The following is a 24,205-nucleotide window of genomic DNA, read 5'->3' as shown; positions in this document are numbered from 1 at the left end:
AAATCCTCTTAAACAAAACATTCACAAAGTCGTTAATGTAAATGTGTCAAAAACTTAACAAAAATATCAAAAGTTTAATCTGTTCACTCTAAACTTTTTGCATCATGCGTCGTTCCAAAATAAAGGCCGTAAGTAAGATTTTCTTTTCTTTACTTAAACCCGTAAATTTAAAACCATAGACATATAAAAAGTCTGCACCCATTTTACTAATGAAAGCATTATCCTGCATCGAGGACTCAACTTGCTCTCGCATTTGAACTTCTTGGGTACGTATTTCACATTTAATTTTCAGTACCTGATTAAAACCAGCCACATTTAGATTTAAAGCCAGATTAAGCACATTACCTTCATGCCCAAAATCATTTTTAGAAATCAGCTTCCCCCCACCTAAACTTAAGTCTACCAAGAAGCCAGAGTCAATAAAGCCGATTGATTCAGGGTCATTTACTGGCTCAACAGCCGAAATCAAACGAGTTTCAACGCGCACTGATTGACGAACAACCGATGTCTCTACAAATTCAGGGTAACTTAAATGCAGGTGAGGCACTGGCTCAAGATAACTTTTTGCAATTTTTGCTGAAAAAGCACAAACAGCCGTATCAAGCATCAATCTTGCCATCACCAACTGATTATCTCGGACCAAGATATTCTTACCACCAACCATAGGGCAGCTAACAATTAACGAACGGCGTGGTATATAACCAATAATTTTAACAGTATATCTTGCAGCAGACGGTACAAACTCGAGCTGCAAATTTGCACCCAGTGAGATTTCTAACTCATCCAAACTCACCTGTTCAACGTCTGCCATTTCCACCTCTTATTATCATAATTATTTAGATCCACCTGTTATTTATTTGTCGTAAAGTTGACGGCTTTTAGATCATTATATGCAACAGCCACTTTACAAGTAGAAAACTCATCTCTTTCTACATAGTGTTTTCTCAATAAATCAAACTCTTTAGCAGGATCACCACTCAATAACTTACGTCGCGTCTTAGCATCGTCTGCCGCTGGGTTATAAATTGCATGACAGGTTTTAGCTAAAACAAGGTGGCGACCTAAATCAGCATTGGGCTCAATAAAACCAATAGAACCTTTCGTAAGTGCTGACGAATCATATTTAGCATCAACACCAAAGTGCTTGCAAAAAGCCTGATAAACCATCAGTGTTCCTTTCTCACGTCCCTGTAAACTATAGCCAGCAATATGCGGTGTACCAACATCAACCAAGCCTAAGAGCTCAAGATTGATGTTAGGTTCATTTTCCCACACATCTAAAACCAAGTTCAGTTTACCTGACAAGGCATGGTACTTTTCGATCAAAGCGTCTTCGTTTATCACACCACCTCTACCAGCAGATATAATACTAGTATTAGCTTTTAACTTATCCAACAATAACTTAGATAGCATATTTTGAGTTGGATAAGGGCCAGTCTTGGTCAGAGGCGCATGTAAACATATGATATCGCAGGACATAATATCCTCGATATCTACAAAATTAATAGCTTTATCTTGCCAGTCCACTGTTTGGCACTGAAAAGGATCATATACGGCAAGATCACAGCCTAGGTTTGAGAGCCTGCTATACACGCGCTGACCGACATTACCAAACCCTATCACCCCAATCTTTGCATCTAACCATGCAACCCCCTTCTGCAGGTATAAATAGCTCAAGCTACTTATTACATAATCTGCTACCGCATCAGCATTACAACCAGGTGCACTTGCAAAACCTATGTTTGATACATCCAGATAAGCCTGATCAATATGATCAACCCCAATGGTTGCAGTACCAACAAACTTAACAGGTGTTCCTTTGAGTAAGCTTTCATTTACCTGAGTAACAGATCTCACTAAAAGCGCATCAGCTTCGATCAATTGAGATTGTGTCAAATTGCGACCATTGACATAGCTAATATCTGCAATGTCAGCAAATAGATCTGCCACTTTGGGCATATTTTCATCAACAACTATTTTCAATTTCGTTCTCTATCTATTTTTATATTGAAATATATGACCAAAAAACTAAATACAACTAAAAAAACTACGAGGCTGTTTCTAAATATTGAAACAAGTCAGACAAATTTTTAAAGCGCTTCCCTCTGTATTCTAATAAGGATCGAATAAAACTAATGGCTCTTATAGGAAGCTCATCTTTTGAATCCTCATCTAAAAAGCATCTAACTTGTTTTTTTACCGCCAGTTCAAATGGTGTTGCGTCATAATCGGGTAAAGCAAGATTATCAACACTGACACGAAATTTTAATCCAGCTGCAAAATGCAATAACAGCTCGATAGATTGTGGCTTAACCTCAACCTCTTCAAAGCTCTTTTGCTGTAAAAGGTCACGCCCATCTGTTTCATACCAATAGCCGTAATCTTCACATAAACGACGTGCTTCACCAGCGATCACCCAATGACTAATTTCATGCAATGCACTTGAAACATAATCATCACGGAAAAGCACCTTTGCCGGTGAGTTCAGGGTGGCAGGCAAATAAAGAGGCTCATCAAAGCCACCCTCAAGTACAGTATTAAACTCATTACTAAAAGTATCATTAAAGAGACTCTGTACTGAGGCAGAACTTATGGACTTAACCTCTTGGAATTCGGACTGTAACAAAAACATAATCTCTAATTAGTAAGCCTGACAGAAATATATAGATACTATCTAGGCAATAAAAATACACTAGGCATTAAAAGCGTATTTGTAATGATTAATGGGGTACGGAATTTTAGCCTGAATTCAGCTAAAGGTTAAAGTAAACAAATGAATATGCGTTCAATAATAGAGATTTATCAAACACCAAACTAAAACACCCGCATTAAGCGGGTGTTTTAGAGAGAGACTAAATGAGTCAGGTTAGCTCACCTAGCTCTACTTTTAGCTAGCAGACTAGCTAACTTAACAATTAGCCACGGTAGTAGCGAGCTGTTACGAAAGGCATAGCGGTTTTTTCTAGCGCTACTTTCTTGCCACGCACTAAAGCAAAAACATTCTCTAAATCAGCATCAGTCGACACGTATGCCATCAAGATAGGAACAGATAAACTAGGTGCAAAACCACCACTTGTGACCACACCAACTACCTTATCATTCGCATCAACTACTTCAACACCCTCTCGTACAGGCGCTTTACCTTGGGCAATAAAACCAAGACGTTTACGGCTAACTTCTACTTTGTTAGTCGCTTGTGGAAGTTGTGGCAAAATAACACTATCACCAGCAAAACCACCTTCACGCTCACCGGCTTCACGACGTACTTTTTGCACTGCCCATGTTAATGCCGCTTCTGATGGTGTCGTGGTTGTATCTATGTCATGTCCATACAGACACAATCCAGCTTCTAAACGCAAAGAGTCACGAGCACCCAAACCAATCCACTCAACTTCTTCTTGAGCTAATAAAGCATTGGCAAATTCTTCTGCAACATCGTCAGCAACAGAAACTTCATAACCGTCTTCGCCTGTATAACCAGAGCAGCTCACCCACAATTCATTGCCATTCCAATCAAACTTCAAGCTCTGCATGAAAATCATATCTGCAACTTCAGGAACCAAACGCGCCATAGCAGCACGAGCCTTAGGCCCTTGAATTGCTAACAAAGAACGATCGTCAATAATCTGAACTTTATCTTCACCTAGCGCATTTTGCATATGTGCAATGTCTTGCTCTTTACAAGCCGCATTTACTACTACAAAAACTTTCTCGCCCCAGTTAGCAAACATAAGGTCATCTTGAATGCCGCCTTTATCATTAGTGAATAGACCGTATCTTTGAGTACCTTCAGCTAAGCCTTCAACATCTACAGGCATTAAAGCCTCTAGACCTGCTTTAACACCTTCACCGGACAAAATAACCTGCCCCATGTGCGATACATCAAACAAACCGGCATTCTCACGCACCCATAAGTGCTCTTTTTTAACACCTAATGGATACTGAACTGGCATTTCATAGCCTGCAAACTCCACCATACGGGCGTCTGCTGCTAAATGAAGGTTATACAATGCTGTTTTATTCATCTCTACCTCTGGGTTGTTTGTTTCCAATAAGAAACAAGGTAACCCGATAAATACCCTTTTATCAAGTAAAACTTTCTAATCGTAAACACACACCACTTTCAATAAAGCCTCTATATATCAGTAGTTATCTTAGCCTGAAACAAGCATTTCTTGCTGAAATAAACTTTTTTTAAAAAAATGTTTCCTATTAGAAACTTTTTTCGTATGATGATTGGCATAGGACGTTAAGCAGACATTCATTGACGCTCATAGAAACATGATGATTTTTCATCGAATTAGACTGCCTAGATGGTATGATGTGGCCCGCCAAATCATGCAATTTTGAGCACAGTTGATAATTAAGAGGAAATTAAACATGGCCAACACCGAAGCTTTTTTCAGCCAATCATTGGCTGAACGCGATTCAGAACTTCTGGCAACATTGAAAGAAGAATTCGTTCGTCAGGAAACCGGTATCGAGCTTATCGCATCAGAGAACATTGTTTCTAAAGCGGTAATGGAAGCACAAGGTTCTGTTCTTACTAATAAGTATGCAGAAGGCTACCCTAACCGTCGCTACTACGGTGGTTGTGAAGTCGTTGATGTAACAGAGCAATTAGCTATTGACCGTGCAAAACAATTGTTCGGTTGTGAATTTGTAAACGTACAGCCTCACTCAGGCGCTCAAGCAAACGGCGCTGTAATGTTAGCCCTACTACAACCGGGCGACACTATCCTAGGTATGTCTCTATCTGCCGGTGGTCACTTGACACACGGTGCGCCACCAGCGCAATCAGGAAAGTGGTTCAATGCTGTACAGTATGGTGTTTCTGAAGAAACTTTAGACATTGATTACGACGCTGTTGAAGCAATCGCAGTTGAAAGTCAGCCTAAACTTATCATTGCAGGTGGTTCTGCTATTCCACGTGAAATTGATTTCAAACGTTTCCGTGAAATTGCTGATAAAGTTGGTGCTTACCTAATGGTCGATATGGCTCACATTGCGGGTCTTGTTGCAACTGGTGTTCACCCATCTCCTCTACCACATGCACATATCGTTACTACGACGACACACAAAACACTTCGTGGTCCTCGTGGCGGCATGATTCTTACTAACGATCTAGATATCGGTAAGAAAATCAACTCTGCTGTATTCCCAGGTTACCAAGGTGGCCCACTAATGCACGTTATCGCTGCTAAAGCGGTTGCATTTGGTGAAGCTCTACAACCTGAGTTTACCGACTATATTAAACAAGTTGTTGCAAACGCTAAAACACTAGCTGCAGTTATGATCGAACGTGGTTGTGACGTAGTTACTGGCGGTACTGATACTCACCTTATGCTTGTTGACCTTCGCCCTAAAGGCCTAAAAGGTAACGTAGCAGATAAAGCACTAGAACGTGCAGGTATCACTTGTAACAAAAACGGTATTCCTTTCGACACTGAGAAGCCAATGGTGACTTCTGGTGTTCGTCTAGGTACACCAGCTGCAACCACTCGTGGTTTTGGCACTGAAGAATTCACTAAGATTGGTCACCTAATCAGTGATGTATTTGACGGTTTAGTTGAAAAACCTGAAGGAAATCCTGAAGTGGAAGCACGCGTACGTGCTGAAGTAATGGATCTATGCCAGCGCTTCCCACTTTATCGTTAACCAATAATTTTTGGTCATCAGCTTGGGGTACAAAATACCCCAAGCTCTAATATAAAGAGGCAATATTATGAGTAACACTCCAGCTAATTTAAAATACGCTGAATCACACGAATGGGTTCTTGATAATGGTGACGGTACAGTTACTGTTGGTATCACAGAACACGCTCAAGACCTTTTAGGTGATGTCGTTTATGTAGAGCTACCTGAAGTTGGCGCACAAGTTACTGCGACTGAACAGTTTTCTCTAATCGAATCTGTTAAAGCAGCCTCTGACATCTACGCACCAATATCTGGTGAAGTTGTTGAAGTAAACGAAGACCTTGACGACACACCAGAGCTAATCAATGACGAGCCTTTTGGCGGCGCTTGGATTGCAAAAATCAAACTATCTGATGCATCTGAACTAGCTAACTTGCTAGATGCAGCTGGATACGAAGCAGCTATCGCTTAGTCCAAACTGACGTCCTACTAATTTCGTAAGATCTCTCAGTTGTACACTCCCTGCTCTATTGAGCAGGGCGCCCACTCTTTTAATTTACAAAGGTATCAGTGCCATGACATCGTGCATCCGCGATTTATTAGGTAATGACGAGTTTATTGCGCGCCATATTGGCCCAGACAGAGTCGAACAAGAGAACATGCTGAACACCATCGGCATGGACAGCTTGGAACACCTAATCGAAAAAACCATCCCTCAAGCTATTCGTTTATCGAATCTTGATATGAGCCAACAGCCTGTTTCTGAAGCCAATGCCCTCAATGAACTAAAAGCTATCGCATCTAAAAACAAGATCGCGCGTTCTTTTATTGGCATGGGATATCACGATACATTTGTACCTGCTCCAATTCTTAGAAACCTACTAGAAAATCCAGGTTGGTACACAGCTTATACTCCTTATCAGCCTGAGATCTCTCAGGGCCGTTTGGAAGCATTACTTAACTTCCAACAAATGATTATCGATTTAACTGGCATGGAAATCTCTAACGCGTCTTTGTTAGATGAAGCAACTGCAGCTGCAGAAGCCATGACCTTGATGCTTAGATCTAATCGTAAGAAGTCTAACCTTCTGTTTGTAGCTGACAATCTTTTGCCACAAACCATTGACGTAATCAAAACACGTGCTGATTTATTAGAAATCGACTTCGTCGTTGATGCGCCAGAAAATGTATCAAACCACGACATCTTTGGTGCTATTTTCCAATACCCAGGTAAAGATGGTGAAGTATCAGACATCTCTACACTGATTAAAGCTTGTCACGATCAAAAAGCACTAGTAAGTGTTGCTGTTGACCTATTGTCTCTAGTACTACTTAAATCACCTGGTGAACTAGGTGCTGATATCGTAATTGGTTGCGCACAACGTTTCGGTGTGCCTATGGGCTTTGGTGGTCCTCACGCCGCTTACCTTGCAACTAAAGATAAATTTAAACGCTCTATGCCTGGTCGCGTTATCGGTGTCTCTATTGATAGCCACGGCAACAAAGCTTTGCGTATGGCAATGCAAACTCGCGAACAACACATTCGCCGTGAGAAAGCGACATCTAACATCTGTACTGCTCAGGCACTACTAGCCATGATGGCAAGCTTCTACGCTGTTTATCACGGCCCAGTTGGATTACGTCAAATCGCAACACGCGTTGCTAGTTTGACACACTCTTTTGCTCAAACACTAAATCAAAATGGTTTTACAACAAACAACTCACATTTTGATACTTTAGTCGTTGAAACTGGCAGCAAAACTGACGCTATTTTCCTTGCAGCTCAAAACAAGCTTATCAACTTATGGCGTGCAACCGATAGCAGCTTGTCACTATCGATTAACGAAACGACGTCTTTATCTGACCTAGTTGAGCTAGCCGAATGTTTCGGTATCGAATTAAGTGAAGATGCACTAGCAGATTCAAGCACTGAGATTGGTATCGACGAAAGCATGTTACGTACTGATGCTATCTTGTCTCACCCTGTGTTTAACAGCCATCACAGTGAAACTGAGTTGATGCGTTATATGCACCAACTTGAAGTAAAAGACATTGCACTTAACCAAAGCATGATCCCACTGGGTTCTTGTACTATGAAGTTGAATGCAACATCTGAAATGCTGCCTGTCACTTGGGCTGAGTTTGGTCGCATTCACCCATTCGCACCTCAAACTCAAGTAACTGGTTATAACCAACTACTTGACGAATTGATTGCGATGCTTTCAAAAGCGACAGGTTATGACACTGTATCACTTCAACCTAACTCAGGTGCACAAGGTGAGTACGCAGGTCTAATCGCAATTGAGAAGTATCACAAATCTCTAGGCGAAGGTCACAGAAATATCTGTTTGATCCCAAGCTCAGCACACGGAACTAACCCTGCATCAGCTGCACTTGCTGGTATGAAGGTAGTTATCGTGAAATGTGATGAAGAAGGTAACATCGATCTAGTAGATCTTGCTGCAAAAGCAGAACTGCATAAAGATAACTTAAGCTGCATCATGGCAACTTACCCTTCTACTCATGGTGTATTCGAAGAACATATCCGTGAAGTATGTGACACAGTTCACAAGTTCGGCGGTCAAGTTTACATCGATGGTGCTAACTTGAATGCAGTATTGGGTATTGCTCCTCCAGGTCAATTTGGTGGTGATGTTTCTCACTTAAACTTGCATAAAACTTTCTGTATCCCTCACGGTGGTGGTGGTCCAGGTATGGGTCCTATTGGTGTTAAGTCTCACCTTGCACCTTTCCTACCAGGTCACTCTGTTAGCCCTGTTGAAGGCGCTAACTCTAATACTGAGCAACAAAATGGCGCGGTATCTGCAGCACCTTACGGTAGTGCAAGCATCTTGGTTATTACTTGGATGTACATCAAAATGATGGGGGATCGTGGTCTTAAAGATGCGACATTTAATGCAATTTTAAATGCTAACTACATTGCTAAGCGTTTAGAAAATCATTACCCAATTTTGTTTACTGGTGTTAACGATACTGTTGCTCACGAATGTATTATCGACATTCGTCCTCTTAAAGAAGAGTCAGGCATCAGCGAAGAAGATATTGCTAAGCGTTTGATGGACTTTGGTTTCCATGCACCAACAATGTCTTTCCCTGTTGCAGGGACCTTGATGATCGAGCCTACTGAATCAGAGAACCAAGAAGAAATCGACCGCTTCTGTGACTCTATGATCCAGATACGCAATGAAATGAAGAAGGTTCAAGCAGGTGAATGGCCACTTGATGATAACCCTCTAGTTAATGCACCTCATACAGCGGATGCACTACTAGGTGAAGACTGGCAGCATGCTTACACACGTAAAGAAGCTGCTTATCCTCTACCTTGGATCAAAGATCGTAAATACTGGCCTCCTGTAGGTCGTGTAGACAATGTTTACGGCGATCGAAACTTGATCTGTGAGTGCCCGCCACTAGAAAGCTATGAAGACTAACAAGTCTTTTGCTAGACGAGCTTGCTAACCCTTTGCAAGCTCGCACCAAAAAAGCGAGCCACAAGCTCGCTTTTTTTTTATTCAAATTATGAGCAACCCTCCTCCCTCACTCTGCTTATAAAGGCGTACTCAGGCCTTAACTCTAAAAGTATTAACTTCAATTAAGCAAATAACCTCAAAGCTAATTTTTACACACTAAGCTTTTTGTAGAACTTGAATATTTAAACTTTAAAAGCGTTCACTTTATGCTCATTTAGCCCTAATATTTATCGTTAAAGCCAATTAAAATCCACTTTGATGTATTAATTCGCTAAAAATGAACACAGAACATATAAGAAATTAACAGGCGAAATAATGCTAAGAAGCCCTCTCAATCTGCTATTGATACTTTTAATATCATGCGCAACGGTCCATTCTCACTTACACGCTAAAACGTTGAATGTTGTCGGTATGGAAAACTACCCACCCTTTAGCTTTGAACAAGATGGTAAGATGATAGGAATTGATAATGAAGTTATGGCTGAAATAGGCAGAAGAATTGGGCTAGATATTGAGATTGATTATCTGCCTTGGAAAAGGTTATTAGCGCACCTAAAATATGGAAGTACTGACGCGGCATTCGCCCTTTTCTTTACTCAAGAAAGAAACGAATTTGCCCTTTACGCTGATATTGAGCCTATTCATGATGGCGCATTTTATCTTTATGTCAAAAAAGGATCGGAATTTTATTTTAAACAGGTTTCAGATCTATATAACAAAAAGATAGGTTTGCAGCTCGCATTCTCTGTATCAGAAGCCTTTGATAGAGCGGTAGAAGAAAAGAAAGTTGATATATTGAGCGCTTTTAGCAATGTTAATAATATTGAGTTACTCCTTGCTGATCGTATTGAGGCATTCATTGGGCATGAACTCGTTACTGGGTATAACTTACGCAATATGAATGTGTTAAACAAAGTGACTAGACTTTCTCTTCCTGTTAGCGAGAAAAAAGCATTTTTAGTTCTTTCGCGAGAATCAAAAACCTTTGCGGATAAGGCATCACTTTTAAACAAGATCAATCAAGCCTTAATTGAAATGAAGGCTGATGGCACCCATCAGAAAATCGTTGACCAGTATTTAAAATAAACACTCTGGAATGATGTCCTAAATTGCCTGATAACTTATATTTATGTAATGATAAAAATTTAATACCTTACTAATAGATTTTTTCGCTATAAATCAAATTGATAATCAAAAAATTACCTAAGCAATTTTAAAGCAACTAAAAACATACGTTTTAATTACCCAAATCTGACAAAAAAGATAGAACTCTTCATTTTAATTTTAAAAAACGTACCTTTTCCTAATACAGTTATTTCATAAAGTGTACCTAAATTACATAAATATTTGCATCAATCTGAGTCAACCCTCACCTTATGAAATTTAATTACGTTATTTTAGTTAAATTCACCTGTCTGAATCTTGTTCAATCTCTTTCATAGGCGTAGACTGCGCGCCAATTACACACAAATATTTTAAGGAATTAATTTTTCATGGTTGCAGTGATAGGTATATTAGCCATTATCGCGTTCTTGATGGTGGTATTAGAGGAAGTAATTCATATAAATAAGGCAAAATCGACCTTATTTATAGGTACTTTATGCTGGATATTGGCCTATGTATTCCCCATTCATGGTGTACCAGCAAGCGAAATCAGTGAACAACTTAATGAAAATCTATTAGAAATTGCTACCTTATGGCTATTTTTAATGTCCGCCATGACATTTGTCGCCTACTTAAATAGCAAAGGTTTCATATCGAGCGTAGTGCAAAGATTGCTTCCAAGCGAGCTGCATGAAAGAACGTTAATGCTATTGTTAGGTTGTTTTGCTTTTATCTTTTCCTCATTCGCAGACAACGTGACAGCTACTTTAGTTTCATTGGCTGTTATTACCAGCTTAAAGATAGAAGCTCGAAAGCGCCTTAAGTACGCAACACTTATCATTTTTGCAGTAAATAGTGGTGGTGTGTCACTTATCACTGGTGACGTAACGACACTCATGATCTTTTTAGCAGGTAAAGTCAGCATCCCTAACCTACTACTCTTAGTCGGTCCGTCACTATGTGGCGTAATAGTGCTTGCCGCTATGATGTCTGTACGTATGAGAGGTCGTGTAAGCTTTTCAGCCGAAACTAAACCAATTGAAAAGACAGATATCATTATTTCGATTATTTTCTTAGCAACGATTTTCTCTACCTTGTTACTAAATGCCTTCTTCCAGGTACCGCCAGTATTGACCTTTATGTTTGGTTTAAGCTGTATGTTCTTAGTGGCACAGTATCTACTACGTAAAACAGATAGGAGTATTCTTAACTATATACGTGAAATTGAGTTTGATACCTTACTTTTCTTCGTAGGTATTCTGTTGATTGTCGGTATTTTAAAAGAGATTAAGCTACTAGATTATTTAACTAGTCTGTACGACTTTATGCCTGTTGAGTATGCAAACTTCTTACTAGGTATCTCGTCTGCCTTAATCGATAACGTACCTTTAACTGCTGCCGTGTTAAAAGCGAATGTTGATATGAACATGGCATCTTGGTTATCCATGACTTACGCAACGGGTGTGGGTGGCTCTATGCTAGTTATTGGTTCCGCAGCCGGCATCATTGCCATGAGCAAAGTAAAAGAGCTTAACTTTATTAGCTATTTGTCTATGTTTGGGTATTTACTGATAGCTTACTCTGTAGGCTACTGGTTAAGCTACTTTTTAGCAGTAAGAATGCTTTAATAAAACCAAATAAAAGCGGTTTATATTAAGCCGCATTTATTTACCTCATTCGTTAACTTTCTCCTTAATAAACACTGGTACCTACTTAATCGTGTGTATGACAATAATAAACAGGAATACAGAAAAAGACAGTTAAAGCGTATCTCTTAGGGTCAAAAATATCTTTTTACCTTGGTTAGGATTACTATTAATCATGTGTTGCAGAGGATTTTCAGCTTCTAGCCCTCTATCGCTATAAAGATATTTTTTAAGTTTATGCTCATCTAAAATAACACTTTCCATACACCAGTTGCTAAATGCTCTCTCTTTAATATCCCCCGAATAGAACGCTTTAACCAATGTGTGCCGCTCATCTTGGCTTATTCGCTTAAAGAGAGATTCAACTGCTAACTTATCACCTTCTAAAATTTGCATTATTTCACAATCGTAATACACCAACATACCAGTCACACCAATTGCTCTATTATTCTTTTTTGCACTTGTCATAATGTCTAATAAATCATCTTCGGTTAGTTTTTTGTGGGCTACACTCGTATATAAAAGTTCGTACATAAACATTTCCTTTTCCCAACATACAGATAGTTAACACCACTTAGTGGAAAGACGATACTCCCTCTAAAAAGCGAATGCATTGCGTAATACGATTAAAAAATAATATTGGCTAAAAATCATGCTTATTAAATTAGGTTTAGCTAAATTAAATTTATGCTCATTTATTCTTTAAAATTTGGTTAAAAAATAACAAAAAGTGAGCTCCCTTTAACTTTTATCTTTTTATTTTCACAATTGTGTGAAGATTTTTAGATAATTTAGGTAATTAGCCTATAAATGGAAACAATGAATTTTCAAATACCCTGTTAATGAAGAATAAAATTAGCGATATGATAATTTTAGTTTTTTTGAACCATCTTAAGTAAAGCATGTCTTCTGTGATCTGCTTTAATAGTTAAAGAAATACATAAGCAAGAATATATCTTGCGGAGAATGAAATGAAAAACACAGAACATCATTATGGCTGGTTTGCAATTGGCGCACACTGGATAGCAGCTATCATGATTATTGGACTATTTGGGCTAGGTTTCTGGATGGTTGATTTAAGCTACTATGACCCTTGGTATAAAACAGGTCCTGACTTACATAGAAGTATCGGTATTATTTTATTTGGTTTAATGACGATTCGATTAATATGGAAATTAGTACAAGTTCAGCCAAAACCATTAGAGCATTACACCAAAATTGAACGTACGCTAGGTCACCTAGTACATCAACTGTTATACCTTCTTACCTTTGGCATCATGATAAGTGGCTATCTTATTTCCACTGCAGATGGCCGAGGAATTGACGTTTTTGAACTCTTTCAGGTACCTGGCTTAGGAGAGCTTTTTGCCGATCAAGAAGATATATCTGGCCTAATACATGAGTATGCGGGTTACACACTGGTTGGGGCTGTTGCATTGCACGTCCTCGGCGCTTTTAAACATCATTTTATTGATAAAGACATTACCCTCAAACGTATGTTGGGTTATCGCAAACAAAAATAATTCTAGAGGATTACAATGAAAAAATTACTACTTGTTTCTGCACTAGCTGGTGCAATGTTAGCTCCAATTGCTAACGCTGCTGATTATGTGATTGACACTAAAGGTGCTCACGCTTTTATTAACTTTAAAATCAAACACCTTGGTTATAGCTGGTTAACGGGTCGTTTTGATGACTTTAAAGGTGATTTCACTTATGACGAAAGCAACCTAAGTGCATCAAAAGTAAGTGTTGTTGTTGATACGACAAGCTTTAACTCAAACCACGCTGAACGTGATAAGCATATTCGTAGCGACGACTTTTTAGATACAAGTAAGTTTGGTACAGCTACATTTGAAAGTACGTCTTTCAAAGATTTAGGTAACAACGAAATCGAAGTGAAAGGCTCGTTGACTCTTCACGGTGTAACGAAAGAGATCACAATCGACGCTGAAAAAATTGGTGAAGGTAAAGATCCATGGGGTGGTTACCGTGCAGGCTTTAGTGGCACAACGCGTGTTGGCTTAAAAGAGTTCGGTATGCAAGAAATTCTAGGGCCACAATCTACTCATGTAGAACTAGAACTTCACATTGAAGGTATTCGCCAGTAACACCTTGGATTGAATACTCTTTATAGTAAAAAAACGAGCTACGGCTCGTTTTTTTTCGCTTTGGATATACCAATTCAGATGGCAATATTATCGATGAAAACCGTGTTCTTCTTCGATACATTTCAGTAGTACAGAAATTTCTTCAATATTTTCACCCGCCAAAGACCATACCATTTCAACTCTACGTTCTAACGCGACAGACTCATGGAGCACGCTAAGAGCAATCAAAGTGCCTGTTTCAAGCTCGTTACTTACCGTTTGTCTAGGCAGTACAGCAAAACCAGCACCGGATTTAAGTAAAGACAACATCAATTCATAGCTCGAAAGCTGCAAGTAGGTTTGTAAACTGTCAAACTCCTCTTCACCCTCCTCGTCACTATTACTCAAGATAAGCTCTCTTTGCGTTTCTAATTGCTTCAAACTTAAAGTTTCATTGCCTTGTTTAGAGAGCCATTCCTGAGAGGCAACATACACCTCCTCGTAAAATCCGATGCGTTTAAAATTCACTTTCCTATGAAGATCATCAAGTTCACTGATAACCCCCAATTGAATCTCTTGCGATTGAATACCTTCTAGCACATCATCTCTACTCAAGGTTTGCAGCTCTATGTCTAGATCAGGAAAACTAATCATGAAACGAGCCATTGCTGTATTTAACGCTTTAGCTGGCACCCATTGATCCACAGCCATCACAAGTTGGGTTAGCTTACCTTGTTCAATATTTCTTGCAGCGAGACTAAGCTCATTATGAGCACTCAAGACCTTTTGCGCAAAAGGCAGTAAATCATAGGCATTTTGATTGGCGGTAGATTTATTCCCAGTTCGTGTAAAAAGAGAAAAACCTAAGTCAGACTCTAATTCTTGTAACCATTGGCTAACGAGTGGCTGCCCTTTTTTTAATTGCCTAGCTGCGGATGAAATAGAACCAAGTTCAAGGGTAGTAACAAAAGCTTCGAGATGTTTCACATCCATCAATAATTTTCTCAGTCGGTTTAGACACTATCGATTAACTGTTTTTATCCAGTCTTCTTTTAGCAAGGAGAATAACCTTACTGTTTGATACTCACCTTTCCAATATCCATATTCTCTTAAAATTCCTTCTTGTTGAAAGCCGAGTTTCGTTAACAAAGAGATTGAGGCTTGATTAGCCCTGTGAGTCGTTGCCGTAATGCGATTCAATTTAATAGGAAAGTTTTGTTCATAACAGTTTTTTAGCATGAGAGTAACGGCCTCACAAGCATAGCCATTACCCCAATAATCTGGATCTAATTCATAACCAATTTCGAGTGAATCAAACCTTGTGTTAATAGTGTGAACACCACAGGAGCCAATTAACCTACAAGGATCTTCGAGCAGGGTTATCGCCCACCGAAAACCATTCAGTCCTTTATCCTTGTATAAAGACAAATTCCACTCTAACCAGATCACAGCCTGCTCCTTTGATGTAAAAGAATCACAATCATAAAGAGCCGTTACAGTGTCATTGGAAAAAATATCATAAATCTGCTCAATATCAGACTGCCTAATTTTACGTAACAAAAGTCGAGGGCTTGTCATGATACCGTCTTCTGTCATATGAAATTACCTAATTCTGAAATAGAAAGTTATAGCGTCTACTCATAGAATAGCTAAGAAACTCATCGCTATTTTTAGTCTTGTACATAGGACATGGCTTTAGTAAAAACCTCTCTGTTTTCTTAGCACAGACTAAGTATTCTGCTTGCTTCTCAGGATTGATTTAATTAGAAAAGTCTAAAAAAGCATTATTCTTTAGCGCCACAAAGTCAATCGCACAACCTTTGACCTCACTGTCAAATAAGCTTGTACGGCCTCTTGCTTTGGCTTTTCTTGTTTCAACAAACTGCCCATAACAACTCGCACTACAATAAAAAATACTTCCTTTTAATTGCTTAACTCTTTGAACTTTGCCATTAGCCTTTAAAACTTGTTCATCTGATAAAGTACCTGACATGACATAACAGCTCTTACCCTTTGACTCTATTTGCTGATAATCAGTTACCGCTAATTTAACTGGCATCCCTTGTATTTCTTTACCCTTTGAGTTTTTCCTGTGCACCCATTTATCTCTTGCGAATCTTTGCTCTTTACCCTTTAGGCAATCAAGAATGGCATAGTCGCCTTGATTCTCAATATTATAAAAATACTGCCCACTCACATCTGTAGCACCACGACATTCATCTAACTTAGCTTCAATGTCATTCGCCTTATCAAACCAGCCTAGCGCAAGAATAGGAAAGCCGTCCGCAGCATAACCAACAGGTTGTTTTTTAACATCTATTGCCTTTGCACCTAGCTCCTTAATTAAACACTTTGGTGCTATATGGTAGTGGTAATCATCACCTCGACCCGCATGCCCACCACACTCATCCAATTCACCCGCATCCGCGGCACTGACAGGCTTGCCTGAAGATTGTTTAGGCCCCTGTGTGCTTGGATCAAAGATAGGCACACCATTCACAGCAACACCTACCGCACCGGGTTCTGTTTGAGTCACTCTAGATGCTTGTTTTGGATTAAGCGGTAAACGGATTTCCATATTGTGCTTACTGGGGAATTGCTGGTTATTCCCTGTAATGCCAATCATAAGAGTATGACTCTCATCCGGGAGGCTATTTGATTTAAAAGAAAAGTCAGATCCAGAACAAGTTAAATCAGTCACTTCATCTGTATAGCAAGCCTCATCACATTTACAATCCGCAATCTTTTCATCAATTGTATGTGCCACAACTGACATCGACATGCTTATCAGCCAAGCATTGAAAGCGATTATTAAAGCATTGTATTTACTACTCATTGCATTATCCCTTAGTTCATATGACTCACATTATTAGTATAAAGATACTTAACAACCAATCCATCAGACTTAGCTAAATCCACTGCTTCTCCATGATTAACACACCTTAATAAATGCCACGTAATTCCCTTCATTTGAATAGAAAACACCCTCCATATATGAATATATGTTCAATTTAGCTAATAAATGGCATCAAACACAGAAAATCACTGGCATAAAAGCCTAAAGAAAACTAAGTTTTATTTTGCAATGAGTGGAATACCAAGAGGGTTATTTTAAAGAGTTTGTAACTTGATTTACCTCCAACAGTGAGTCAATATTTATTCAAACCTTATGTGCTAACTCGTTAGAACATAAGGTTAAATAATAATCTCAGATACCATTTTTAGCTTTTTCTGTTAAGCTGCAATTACGTCATTTTGTTGAGTAAGTGTCTTTCTTATCTAACGGTTATCTTGTCAAGAAAATAAAGACCACATAGGCATTTTTTATCTAAGATTTTGAGTGAACTCTCTTTAATGAAAAATGTCCTATCAGCAATAAAATTTTCATCAGTTTGGATAGTTTTCTTATGTCTTTAAAGTCTATTAGAGTAAAAAGCTCAATCCCTGTTTTTATCCTCGCCATGACCTTTATACTCGCCTTGTTTATGTTTGACCGATTAATTGTCATGGAAGAAACAGCATTAGAAGAACAGTCAGGTCGTTTTCAAAGTGCGATATCAAGTGTGCTAAAAGCTGATAGTAATCTTTATCAAGCTAAAGTCGCAGAGCTTAATTTACTGAGCCAAATTGGTGATGTACCGACTCAACATAAAATTCATACTAACAAGGTAGAAGAAGCCACCGCTAGAATCGAAGAATACTTGGAACACATGTCGGTAAACCCTCAGATTCAAAAAGATTTTGGTGACTTAAACACACAACTAAAAGCTTGGCACCAAGCGACAAACAAACTAATCGAGTCAGGTAAATACGATCCTAACTACCAAGCACTTGAAACTAAGGCCGAGAAATTATTTGACCATATACGTACTCGCTTAAAAATGGCAGGTGATCAAGCGATTACGACTGCTCAAGCATCGCGTGAGAAGGTACTTTCTGATGTGCTTGAATTTGGTAATTTCACTTTTGCTATTCTTGCCGTAGCAAGCTTAATCGTTATCTTCATCAGCTACACCATGCCAAAACGTTTGACTCAAGATATTAACAGCCTAACTCAGCGTATTCGTGAAATTGCTGAAGGTGATGGTGATTTGACCGCACGCATTGAACCTAACAGTAATGATGAAATTGGCGACCTCGCCCATGAGTTCAATAACTTTGTCGATAAATTGCAAAAATTAATTGCCACGGTGCAAACCCAATCCGTTGCTCTAGGAAGTGTTACAGGTCATCTAATTGAAAGCGCTAAGCAGACTGAATCGATTACTCAAGCATTAGGCCACGCATCAGATTCAACCGTTAATGCGGGTCATGAAATGAACAACTCTAATTTAGAAATGGCAAGCATGGCTGAAGAGACATCTTCTGAAGCTCGACACTCCGATGAAATAACACATCAAGGTATCAATGCTGTGAAAGCGTCTCATACCGCCATAAACGAATTAGTAACAGATATTGATGGCGCTTTAAATCAATCTCAATTATTGGAGCAGAGCTCTGAAAATATTGCTAATGTTCTCGAAGTCATCAGAACCATAGCAGAGCAAACAAATTTACTGGCTTTGAACGCGGCGATAGAAGCAGCACGCGCTGGCGAACAAGGTAGAGGCTTTGCAGTTGTGGCTGACGAAGTGCGAACACTAGCAACGCGTACTCAAGACAGCACTAACGACATTCAAGATATGATTGAGCAGCTTAAATCAAATGTTGGTCACGCTTCTTCTGCCATCATTCGCAGTAAAGAAAGAGCGGACGAAACCGTTAGTCATATAGACCAGGTAAATACAATTTTTACCGAGCTACAAGAATCTTTTGCTAAAGTTCAAAAGATGTCATCACAGACCGCCAAAGCAACTCAAGAGCAATCGAATGTGTCTAATATGATCAGCCAGAGCATGTCCTCTCTTAACGAGCAAACTAATGCCGCCAAGAATGTTGTCGATGCAAGCCGTAAGCAAGCGGATGAAGTGGACCACTTATATCAAGCCCTCGACCAAGTTGTGGGTCGATTTAAAGTTTAACCACCAAATTTGAAGTCAAAAAAAACAGCCCTAGTGGCTGTTTTTTTCGTTTAAAATCTCAAAGTCATTCATACACTTCAGGTTTAACACTACTTTGGCCTTTCTCATCATGGTTAACAGAGCTAGTCGGATAGCCAAAAAGTACTTTTATCTTAGCTTTAGTACCCTTTACCTTAAATGCAGTTCTCATCATATATAACCATTGATGAAAGCTTATAGTAATAGGGTTAAACGTATCAATTTGGCCAACGATACCATAACGACAAGGTTTATCATCTTGCTCCTCTGCATAGGTACCAAACATCCTGTCCCAAATGACCAACACACCTGCAAAGTTTTTGTCTAAATAACCAGGGTTAACGGCATGGTGAACTCTATGAATCGAAGGAGTATTGAATACTTTTTCTAGTACTCCTAATTTACCAATAATCTTGGTATGTACGAAAAACTGAAAAGCTAAATTAAGCGCGACGACTGTGAAGACAATTTTAGGGTCAAAACCAATTAAGATCATTGGCATCCAAAACAGCCACATACCTGTAATTGGATACATAATACTTTGTCTGAATGCGGTAGAAAAGTTCATCTCTGTGGAGCTATGGTGAACCACATGAGCAGACCAAAGCCAATGAATATGGTGAGAAGCACGGTGGAACCAATAATACAGAAAGTCTTGTAATAAAAAGGCTGAAAATAAACTAACTAAACCGATTTCTATATCGAATAATCGATACTCATATAACCAATAAAAAATGGGCATTAAAAATAGTAAAGCAATCGCATCAGCACCTTGATGCATTAATGCCAGTGCCGTATTTGCCAGACTATCTTTAATTACATAATTCTGGCGATGCTTCAAAAACTCATAGGCAATAAAGATTAAAAATATCGGGCTTAAAGCAATTAATATAATTTCAACATCCATGGTTTAGACCTATTCTCGTTATTTTATGAAATGCTAATTAGATTTCATAATACACAACCCGCAAGACATAACCAATAAACATAACAAAAACTAAAACATACCGTTTTTTTATATCAGATATTCATCAATCGAAATCTAATTCTTAATTTACTTCTGACTAAAAATCACTCCGCCACCTAATAGAATAAAAGCACTGCCTATAACCCTGTCTAACCAAGATTTAAGTTTAGTGATCACTTCTTGAGACGCAGTCGATCGTTTCACACTTTTCTGCACACGAAGTGCGATAAAAGCATAGAACAAATGAACACTCAAAACACAGGTAGCAATAGACACAAACATCAGAGTAAATTGAGGAACTATCGCGTCATTATGGTTTAAAAACTGAGGCAAAAAAGCAGATAAAAAAAGAACCGTTTTTGGATTACTGATTGAAACTAAACAACCTTGTCTAAAGAGATTAATTTTTGAAGCTTTCCCCTCTTCTAATATCTTATCTTGATTATCATTACCGACTTGAAGATTTTTCTTTTTAAAATGGCTAAGCCCTAAATAAATCAAATAGCCACCACCAAACACTTTTAGAAATAAAAAGAATAAAGGCAAAGTTTCAAGCAGAGCGCCAACACCTAAGGCCACTAAGACTACTATGACCAATTGACAGAAAAGATTTGCACCAATAGATATGAGTCCAGATTGATAACCTTGCTTAAGTACATTTTTTAGTACAAGCAATACATTTGGCCCTGGTGACAAAGTAATCACCAAATAACTCATAAAAAAGATGACCCAAGTTTGAAAGTCCATTTCCTACCTCTTAAAATTCAATTATCTTGCCTCTAAAAGGCAAATACCTTTGCTATATAAGTTTGTTGATCAACCTTAGATAAAAGCATTTAACCTTGTTTTACAATACTTTTTGACGTAAAAGGTAATCAAATTTTTCAGGATATAAGAGTAATGAAATTTAATTTCCATAAATCATTTTGGGAAGCCGAGTGTAATACCTTAGATGATTTGAACCAATTACTGGTCAAAATCAAAACTGAAGGTTATCAAGGCTCAGAATTGTTTTTACCTTTCTTCCCACTTGATGCCCAAGAAACCTTGGCCTTGCATGAATCTCAAGGTTTAGACATTATCACTGGCATAGGCACTCAAGGCGATAACGCAGAAGATCATATTCGTTCTATGGATGAACAAATTCAACATGCTGTTCAATTCAAACCAAAACTAATCAATAGCCATACAGGCAGAGATATTTTTAGTTTTAATGATAACCTCAAGATTTTTGAGCACGCCCTATCATTAGAACAAAAGTATGGTGTTGCCATTACCCATGAAACACACAGGTTTAGACCCACTTTTAGCACATTGGGAACAGAGCAACTAATCGACGCCCTACCCGAGTTAAAACTCAATTTGGATATCAGCCATTGGATGGTCGTGCACGAATCAGATTTGTCAGATCAAAAAGAGCGCTTAGAAAAACTTTTTGCCCATGTGCATCATATACATGCCAGAGTAGGTTATGAGGAAGGACCTCAAGTCACTGACCCTGCAAACCCACAATGGGCAGACCAAGTTAATAATCACTGTGATTTATGGCTTCACGTTATTGCCAAAGCAGCATTGAGGTCAAAAGATAATTTCACGATTACGCCAGAGTTTGGCCCCTACCCATACGCTCACACAGATACAAGCGGCCAACATTTAACTGATATTTGGCAGGCTAACCTGTTTATGAAAAACAAACTTAACGCGTTATTAAATTAAGCTTATCTCATCAGGGCTATTGTTATAAAAACCTAATAGCCCCTCTTCAAACTACAATTAGTTACCCTAACAAGCTAATTATCACATTTTAAAATAAGCTAAACTGATCTTTAAGACCTCATTAACTAGGTATTTAACCTTTCAATATGTCTTTTAAAACAGGTTACTAAGTACTTTCATCCGTTGCTGTTTAATAATTGCCCTCTTAAGCTGGCATAAAGCGACCTATACATTAATGCTTCGATCTAGTTACACCATTAGAATAATAATTTTAAGAAGGATCTTATGAGTAAATTTAATTGGCTGATTTTTGCCAAACCTGCCAGTTTCGGTATTTTTGTTTTCATTATTTCAACCTCTGTCTGTCTCTTCTTTTCATCCAATATCAAGCAAGCTATTGTTGAAACAAACCGAAGCACGCTATTGGCTAAGAGCGAAAAAATTTCAGTCGATTTACAAGAAATTATCAATAGAAGCGTTTTTGATCTGTATACACTGCAATCATTTTATAACACTCACCAAGATGTGAGCCGCTCTGAGTTCAATCAGTTTACTCAGTTCATGCTACAAGGTGTTGATTACATACGTGCCTTTGAGTGGATCCCAAAAGTCATCTCACCCAATAGAGAAGCTTTTGTTAATAAACAAAAATCAGAGCTTAAAGGGTTTTCTATCACAAGGTTTAGCCAGACGGGTGTATTAGTAAAGAGCCCTAATAAAGTGACTTACTACCCTGTGACGTTTATGCAGCCCTATAAAGGTAATGAAAGTGCCTTAGGCTTTGATCTTAGCTCAAACCCAGCCCGTAAAGCGACTTTAGACTACGCCAGAGATACTGGAGAAATCACTACAACAGATCAAATTAGTTTAGTGCAAGATCAAAGCTCTTCGAAAGATTTTTTAATGGTTGCTCCTATATATCACATGGGTGATCAGCCTTCTTCAACACAATTAAGAAGAGAACAACTCAAAGGTTTTGTACTCGGTGTATTTCAAGTAGAAAACTTACTTCGCTCGGTAAACAAACAAGCTATTGATGAGGGATTAGAACTTAGTTTAAAAGACCTCAATACAAAAAAGAGCTCAATGCTATATGGTAAAAGGGTTAAACCTGAATTTTCATTTAATATTCAAGTGCCCCAAAGAACTTGGCAACTCGGCTTTACCATGAACCCAGTACTCAGTCATAAAGTCCTTAACCCACCTATCTATTCATGGGCAGTGCTGATTAGTTTAATCATCAGTGCATTATTAGGGCTCTCTGCATACGCCCTTTCACGTATTTTATTTGATAGCTTACAGCTGAAAATATTGAATACCGAGATACAGGATTACAACCAAAATCTTGAAGCAAAAGTACATGAAAGGACACGCTCATTAGCCGTTAACAATGCTGAGCTAAATAAAAATGTAAACCAGTTGACCCAAAACCGTGAAGCACTTAGTGAATTAATGACCGCATTAAAACAGCAAAAGGACCAAGCTGAGTCTAAAACGATAGAATTGGAGAAATCTAATGAAGAGCTAGATGAGTTTACCTATGTGGTATCTCATGATTTAAAGGCTCCTTTACGCGGTATTGATCAACTTGCAAGTTGGATCGAAGAAGATATAGACGCCAATAAAATGGAAGATGTTCCAAAGCATTTAACCGCTATAAGACAACGTATTTATCGTTTAGAAAAACTTCTGATAGACTTACTAGAATATTCGAAAGTTGGCCGACATGAAGAGAAGCTCACTCAGGTGAATAGCCAAGAGTTGATTGAAAATGTATTCATGCTTAATGCACCGTCCAATGCTTGCAAACTCAGTTTTAACTCACCTTTTCCTAAAGAGCTTGCTGTTACTGCCCAGTTCGAACTCATTATTCGTAATTTAATAGGAAATGCTATCAAGCACAGCAACAGAGAAAACCTTCATCTTGAGTTTAACTGTGCTGAGCAAACCGATGTATTCACATTCTCAATCAAAGACAATGGCCCTGGAATAGAAACAAAGCATTTTGATCAGATTTTTAAAATGTTTAAAACACTTGAACCCAGAGATAAAGTAGAAGGAAGTGGAATGGGGTTAGCCTTAATAAAAAAAGTGGTGAATACCTATGGTGGCAGAGTCTATGTAACCTCTGAACTTGGACAAGGGTCCACCTTTTATTTCGATTGGCCTAAAAGCCTTAAAGAGACAGAAGAAATCTAATCTTCCTATTTTAATCTCTAGGGAACCTGCGAATAAGTCCTTCCGCCTCAGCGTGTGGATAAAAGTGCCTAGATTTATGGCAAGAGCCGCAACTATTAATAAGGAACTTAACGTAAAGATAGTGCTTTTAGACCACGCCCTTCGGGTCTTTCAGAAAAAGTAACTCTCTGCGTTGCCCCTTCTTGAAAGGTACCTACATTACATCAAAGTGACGCCTTGATTAATACTTTTTCTGAAAAAACTGAGAAGAGGTTAATTAATCGCAGGTTCTCTAGCTTTTCAAGTCACACTTAATATGATGATATAGGTATTTATA

At 38.6% G+C, this 24,205-nt stretch carries 20 protein-coding genes; 10 read left to right on the top strand and 10 right to left on the bottom strand.

Translation table 11 applies throughout. The features are described from left to right. Positions 1-88 precede the first annotated feature (88 nt). From Q0A08_RS02930 to gcvT, 4 genes are all read right to left on the bottom strand, one after another. Positions 89-811, bottom strand: a complete 723-nt coding sequence (locus tag Q0A08_RS02930; RefSeq protein WP_438464746.1) for a flagellar brake protein — start codon at positions 809-811, stop codon at positions 89-91. A 38-nt stretch (positions 812-849) separates the two neighbouring features. After that, entirely contained in the window at positions 850-1,983 is a 1,134-nt protein-coding gene (locus tag Q0A08_RS02925) for a 4-phosphoerythronate dehydrogenase (protein ID WP_438464744.1), read from the bottom strand. A 64-nt stretch (positions 1,984-2,047) separates the two neighbouring features. Beyond that, on the bottom strand, positions 2,048-2,632 hold the full coding sequence (locus Q0A08_RS02920) for an elongation factor P hydroxylase (protein WP_438464742.1): 585 nt from the start codon (positions 2,630-2,632) through the stop codon (positions 2,048-2,050). Between the two features lie 283 nt (positions 2,633-2,915). Beyond that, positions 2,916-4,052: a glycine cleavage system aminomethyltransferase GcvT gene (gene gcvT / locus Q0A08_RS02915; protein WP_438464740.1), complete on the bottom strand. Its 1,137-nt coding sequence runs from the start codon at positions 4,050-4,052 to the stop codon at positions 2,916-2,918. Between the two features lie 328 nt (positions 4,053-4,380). Between gcvT and glyA the strand changes: the two genes are divergently transcribed. The 5 genes from glyA (at position 4,381) to nhaD (ending at position 11,860) form a co-directional block, all read left to right on the top strand. Next, on the top strand, positions 4,381-5,658 hold the full coding sequence (gene glyA / locus Q0A08_RS02910) for a serine hydroxymethyltransferase (RefSeq protein ID WP_438464738.1): 1,278 nt from the start codon (positions 4,381-4,383) through the stop codon (positions 5,656-5,658). Positions 5,659-5,725: 67 nt separating this feature from the next. Next, complete coding sequence (gene gcvH / locus Q0A08_RS02905; RefSeq protein ID WP_438464736.1) at positions 5,726-6,109, top strand: glycine cleavage system protein GcvH; 384 nt, start codon at positions 5,726-5,728, stop codon at positions 6,107-6,109. 103 nt (positions 6,110-6,212) lie between these two features. Beyond that, positions 6,213-9,089: an aminomethyl-transferring glycine dehydrogenase gene (gene gcvP, locus Q0A08_RS02900; RefSeq protein WP_438464734.1), complete on the top strand. Its 2,877-nt coding sequence runs from the start codon at positions 6,213-6,215 to the stop codon at positions 9,087-9,089. A 354-nt stretch (positions 9,090-9,443) separates the two neighbouring features. Further along, positions 9,444-10,214 (top strand): substrate-binding periplasmic protein, encoded by a 771-nt coding sequence (locus tag Q0A08_RS02895; protein ID WP_438464732.1) that lies wholly within the window; start codon positions 9,444-9,446, stop codon positions 10,212-10,214. A 407-nt stretch (positions 10,215-10,621) separates the two neighbouring features. Further along, positions 10,622-11,860: a sodium:proton antiporter NhaD gene (gene nhaD, locus Q0A08_RS02890; RefSeq protein WP_438464730.1), complete on the top strand. Its 1,239-nt coding sequence runs from the start codon at positions 10,622-10,624 to the stop codon at positions 11,858-11,860. A gap of 132 nt (positions 11,861-11,992) precedes the next feature. Here the strand turns inward: nhaD and Q0A08_RS02885 are convergent, their stop codons facing one another. Next, positions 11,993-12,412, bottom strand: a complete 420-nt coding sequence (locus Q0A08_RS02885) for a BLUF domain-containing protein (protein WP_438464728.1) — start codon at positions 12,410-12,412, stop codon at positions 11,993-11,995. 437 nt (positions 12,413-12,849) lie between these two features. On the opposite strand from Q0A08_RS02885, the gene Q0A08_RS02880 reads away from it, so the two are divergent. Next, a complete protein-coding gene (locus Q0A08_RS02880; protein ID WP_438464726.1) occupies positions 12,850-13,401 on the top strand; it encodes a cytochrome b in 552 nt (183 codons plus the stop codon). Positions 13,402-13,416: 15 nt separating this feature from the next. Then, a complete protein-coding gene (locus tag Q0A08_RS02875; protein ID WP_438464724.1) occupies positions 13,417-13,989 on the top strand; it encodes a YceI family protein in 573 nt (190 codons plus the stop codon). Positions 13,990-14,076: 87 nt separating this feature from the next. On the opposite strand, the gene Q0A08_RS02870 is transcribed toward Q0A08_RS02875, so the two are convergent. The 3 genes from Q0A08_RS02870 to Q0A08_RS02860 all read right to left on the bottom strand — a co-directional run bounded on the left by Q0A08_RS02870 (position 14,077) and on the right by Q0A08_RS02860 (position 16,804). Beyond that, on the bottom strand, positions 14,077-14,961 hold the full coding sequence (locus tag Q0A08_RS02870) for a LysR family transcriptional regulator (protein ID WP_438464722.1): 885 nt from the start codon (positions 14,959-14,961) through the stop codon (positions 14,077-14,079). 27 nt (positions 14,962-14,988) lie between these two features. Further along, positions 14,989-15,564: a GNAT family N-acetyltransferase gene (locus tag Q0A08_RS02865; protein WP_438464720.1), complete on the bottom strand. Its 576-nt coding sequence runs from the start codon at positions 15,562-15,564 to the stop codon at positions 14,989-14,991. Positions 15,565-15,727: 163 nt separating this feature from the next. After that, on the bottom strand, positions 15,728-16,804 hold the full coding sequence (locus Q0A08_RS02860) for a YHYH protein (RefSeq protein ID WP_438464718.1): 1,077 nt from the start codon (positions 16,802-16,804) through the stop codon (positions 15,728-15,730). Between the two features lie 571 nt (positions 16,805-17,375). Between Q0A08_RS02860 and Q0A08_RS02855 the strand changes: the two genes are divergently transcribed. Then, the gene (locus tag Q0A08_RS02855; protein WP_438464716.1) at positions 17,376-18,989 is read left to right on the top strand and encodes a methyl-accepting chemotaxis protein; all 1,614 of its coding nucleotides are present in this window, start codon (positions 17,376-17,378) and stop codon (positions 18,987-18,989) included. Positions 18,990-19,053: 64 nt separating this feature from the next. Here Q0A08_RS02855 and Q0A08_RS02850 read toward each other — a convergent pair whose 3' ends face one another. After that, positions 19,054-19,914: a sterol desaturase family protein gene (locus Q0A08_RS02850; RefSeq protein WP_438464714.1), complete on the bottom strand. Its 861-nt coding sequence runs from the start codon at positions 19,912-19,914 to the stop codon at positions 19,054-19,056. A 147-nt stretch (positions 19,915-20,061) separates the two neighbouring features. After that, entirely contained in the window at positions 20,062-20,721 is a 660-nt protein-coding gene (locus Q0A08_RS02845; RefSeq protein WP_438464712.1) for a LysE family translocator, read from the bottom strand. Positions 20,722-20,874: 153 nt separating this feature from the next. Here Q0A08_RS02845 and Q0A08_RS02840 point away from each other — a divergent pair, with 153 nt between their 5' ends. Continuing rightward, positions 20,875-21,690, top strand: coding sequence for a sugar phosphate isomerase/epimerase family protein (locus Q0A08_RS02840; RefSeq protein WP_438464711.1), 816 nt, complete (start codon positions 20,875-20,877; stop codon positions 21,688-21,690). Positions 21,691-21,975: 285 nt separating this feature from the next. After that, entirely contained in the window at positions 21,976-23,889 is a 1,914-nt protein-coding gene (locus tag Q0A08_RS02835; RefSeq protein WP_438464709.1) for a CHASE domain-containing protein, read from the top strand. Positions 23,890-24,205 lie beyond the last annotated feature (316 nt).

Origin of the sequence: Marinomonas sp. PE14-40 (assembly GCF_051623805.1) — a bacterium.
Classification (GTDB): Bacteria; Pseudomonadota; Gammaproteobacteria; order Pseudomonadales; family Marinomonadaceae; genus Marinomonas.
The sequence above is the reverse complement of the archived record's forward strand: the minus strand, read 5'-3'. Positions and strand labels throughout refer to the sequence as shown.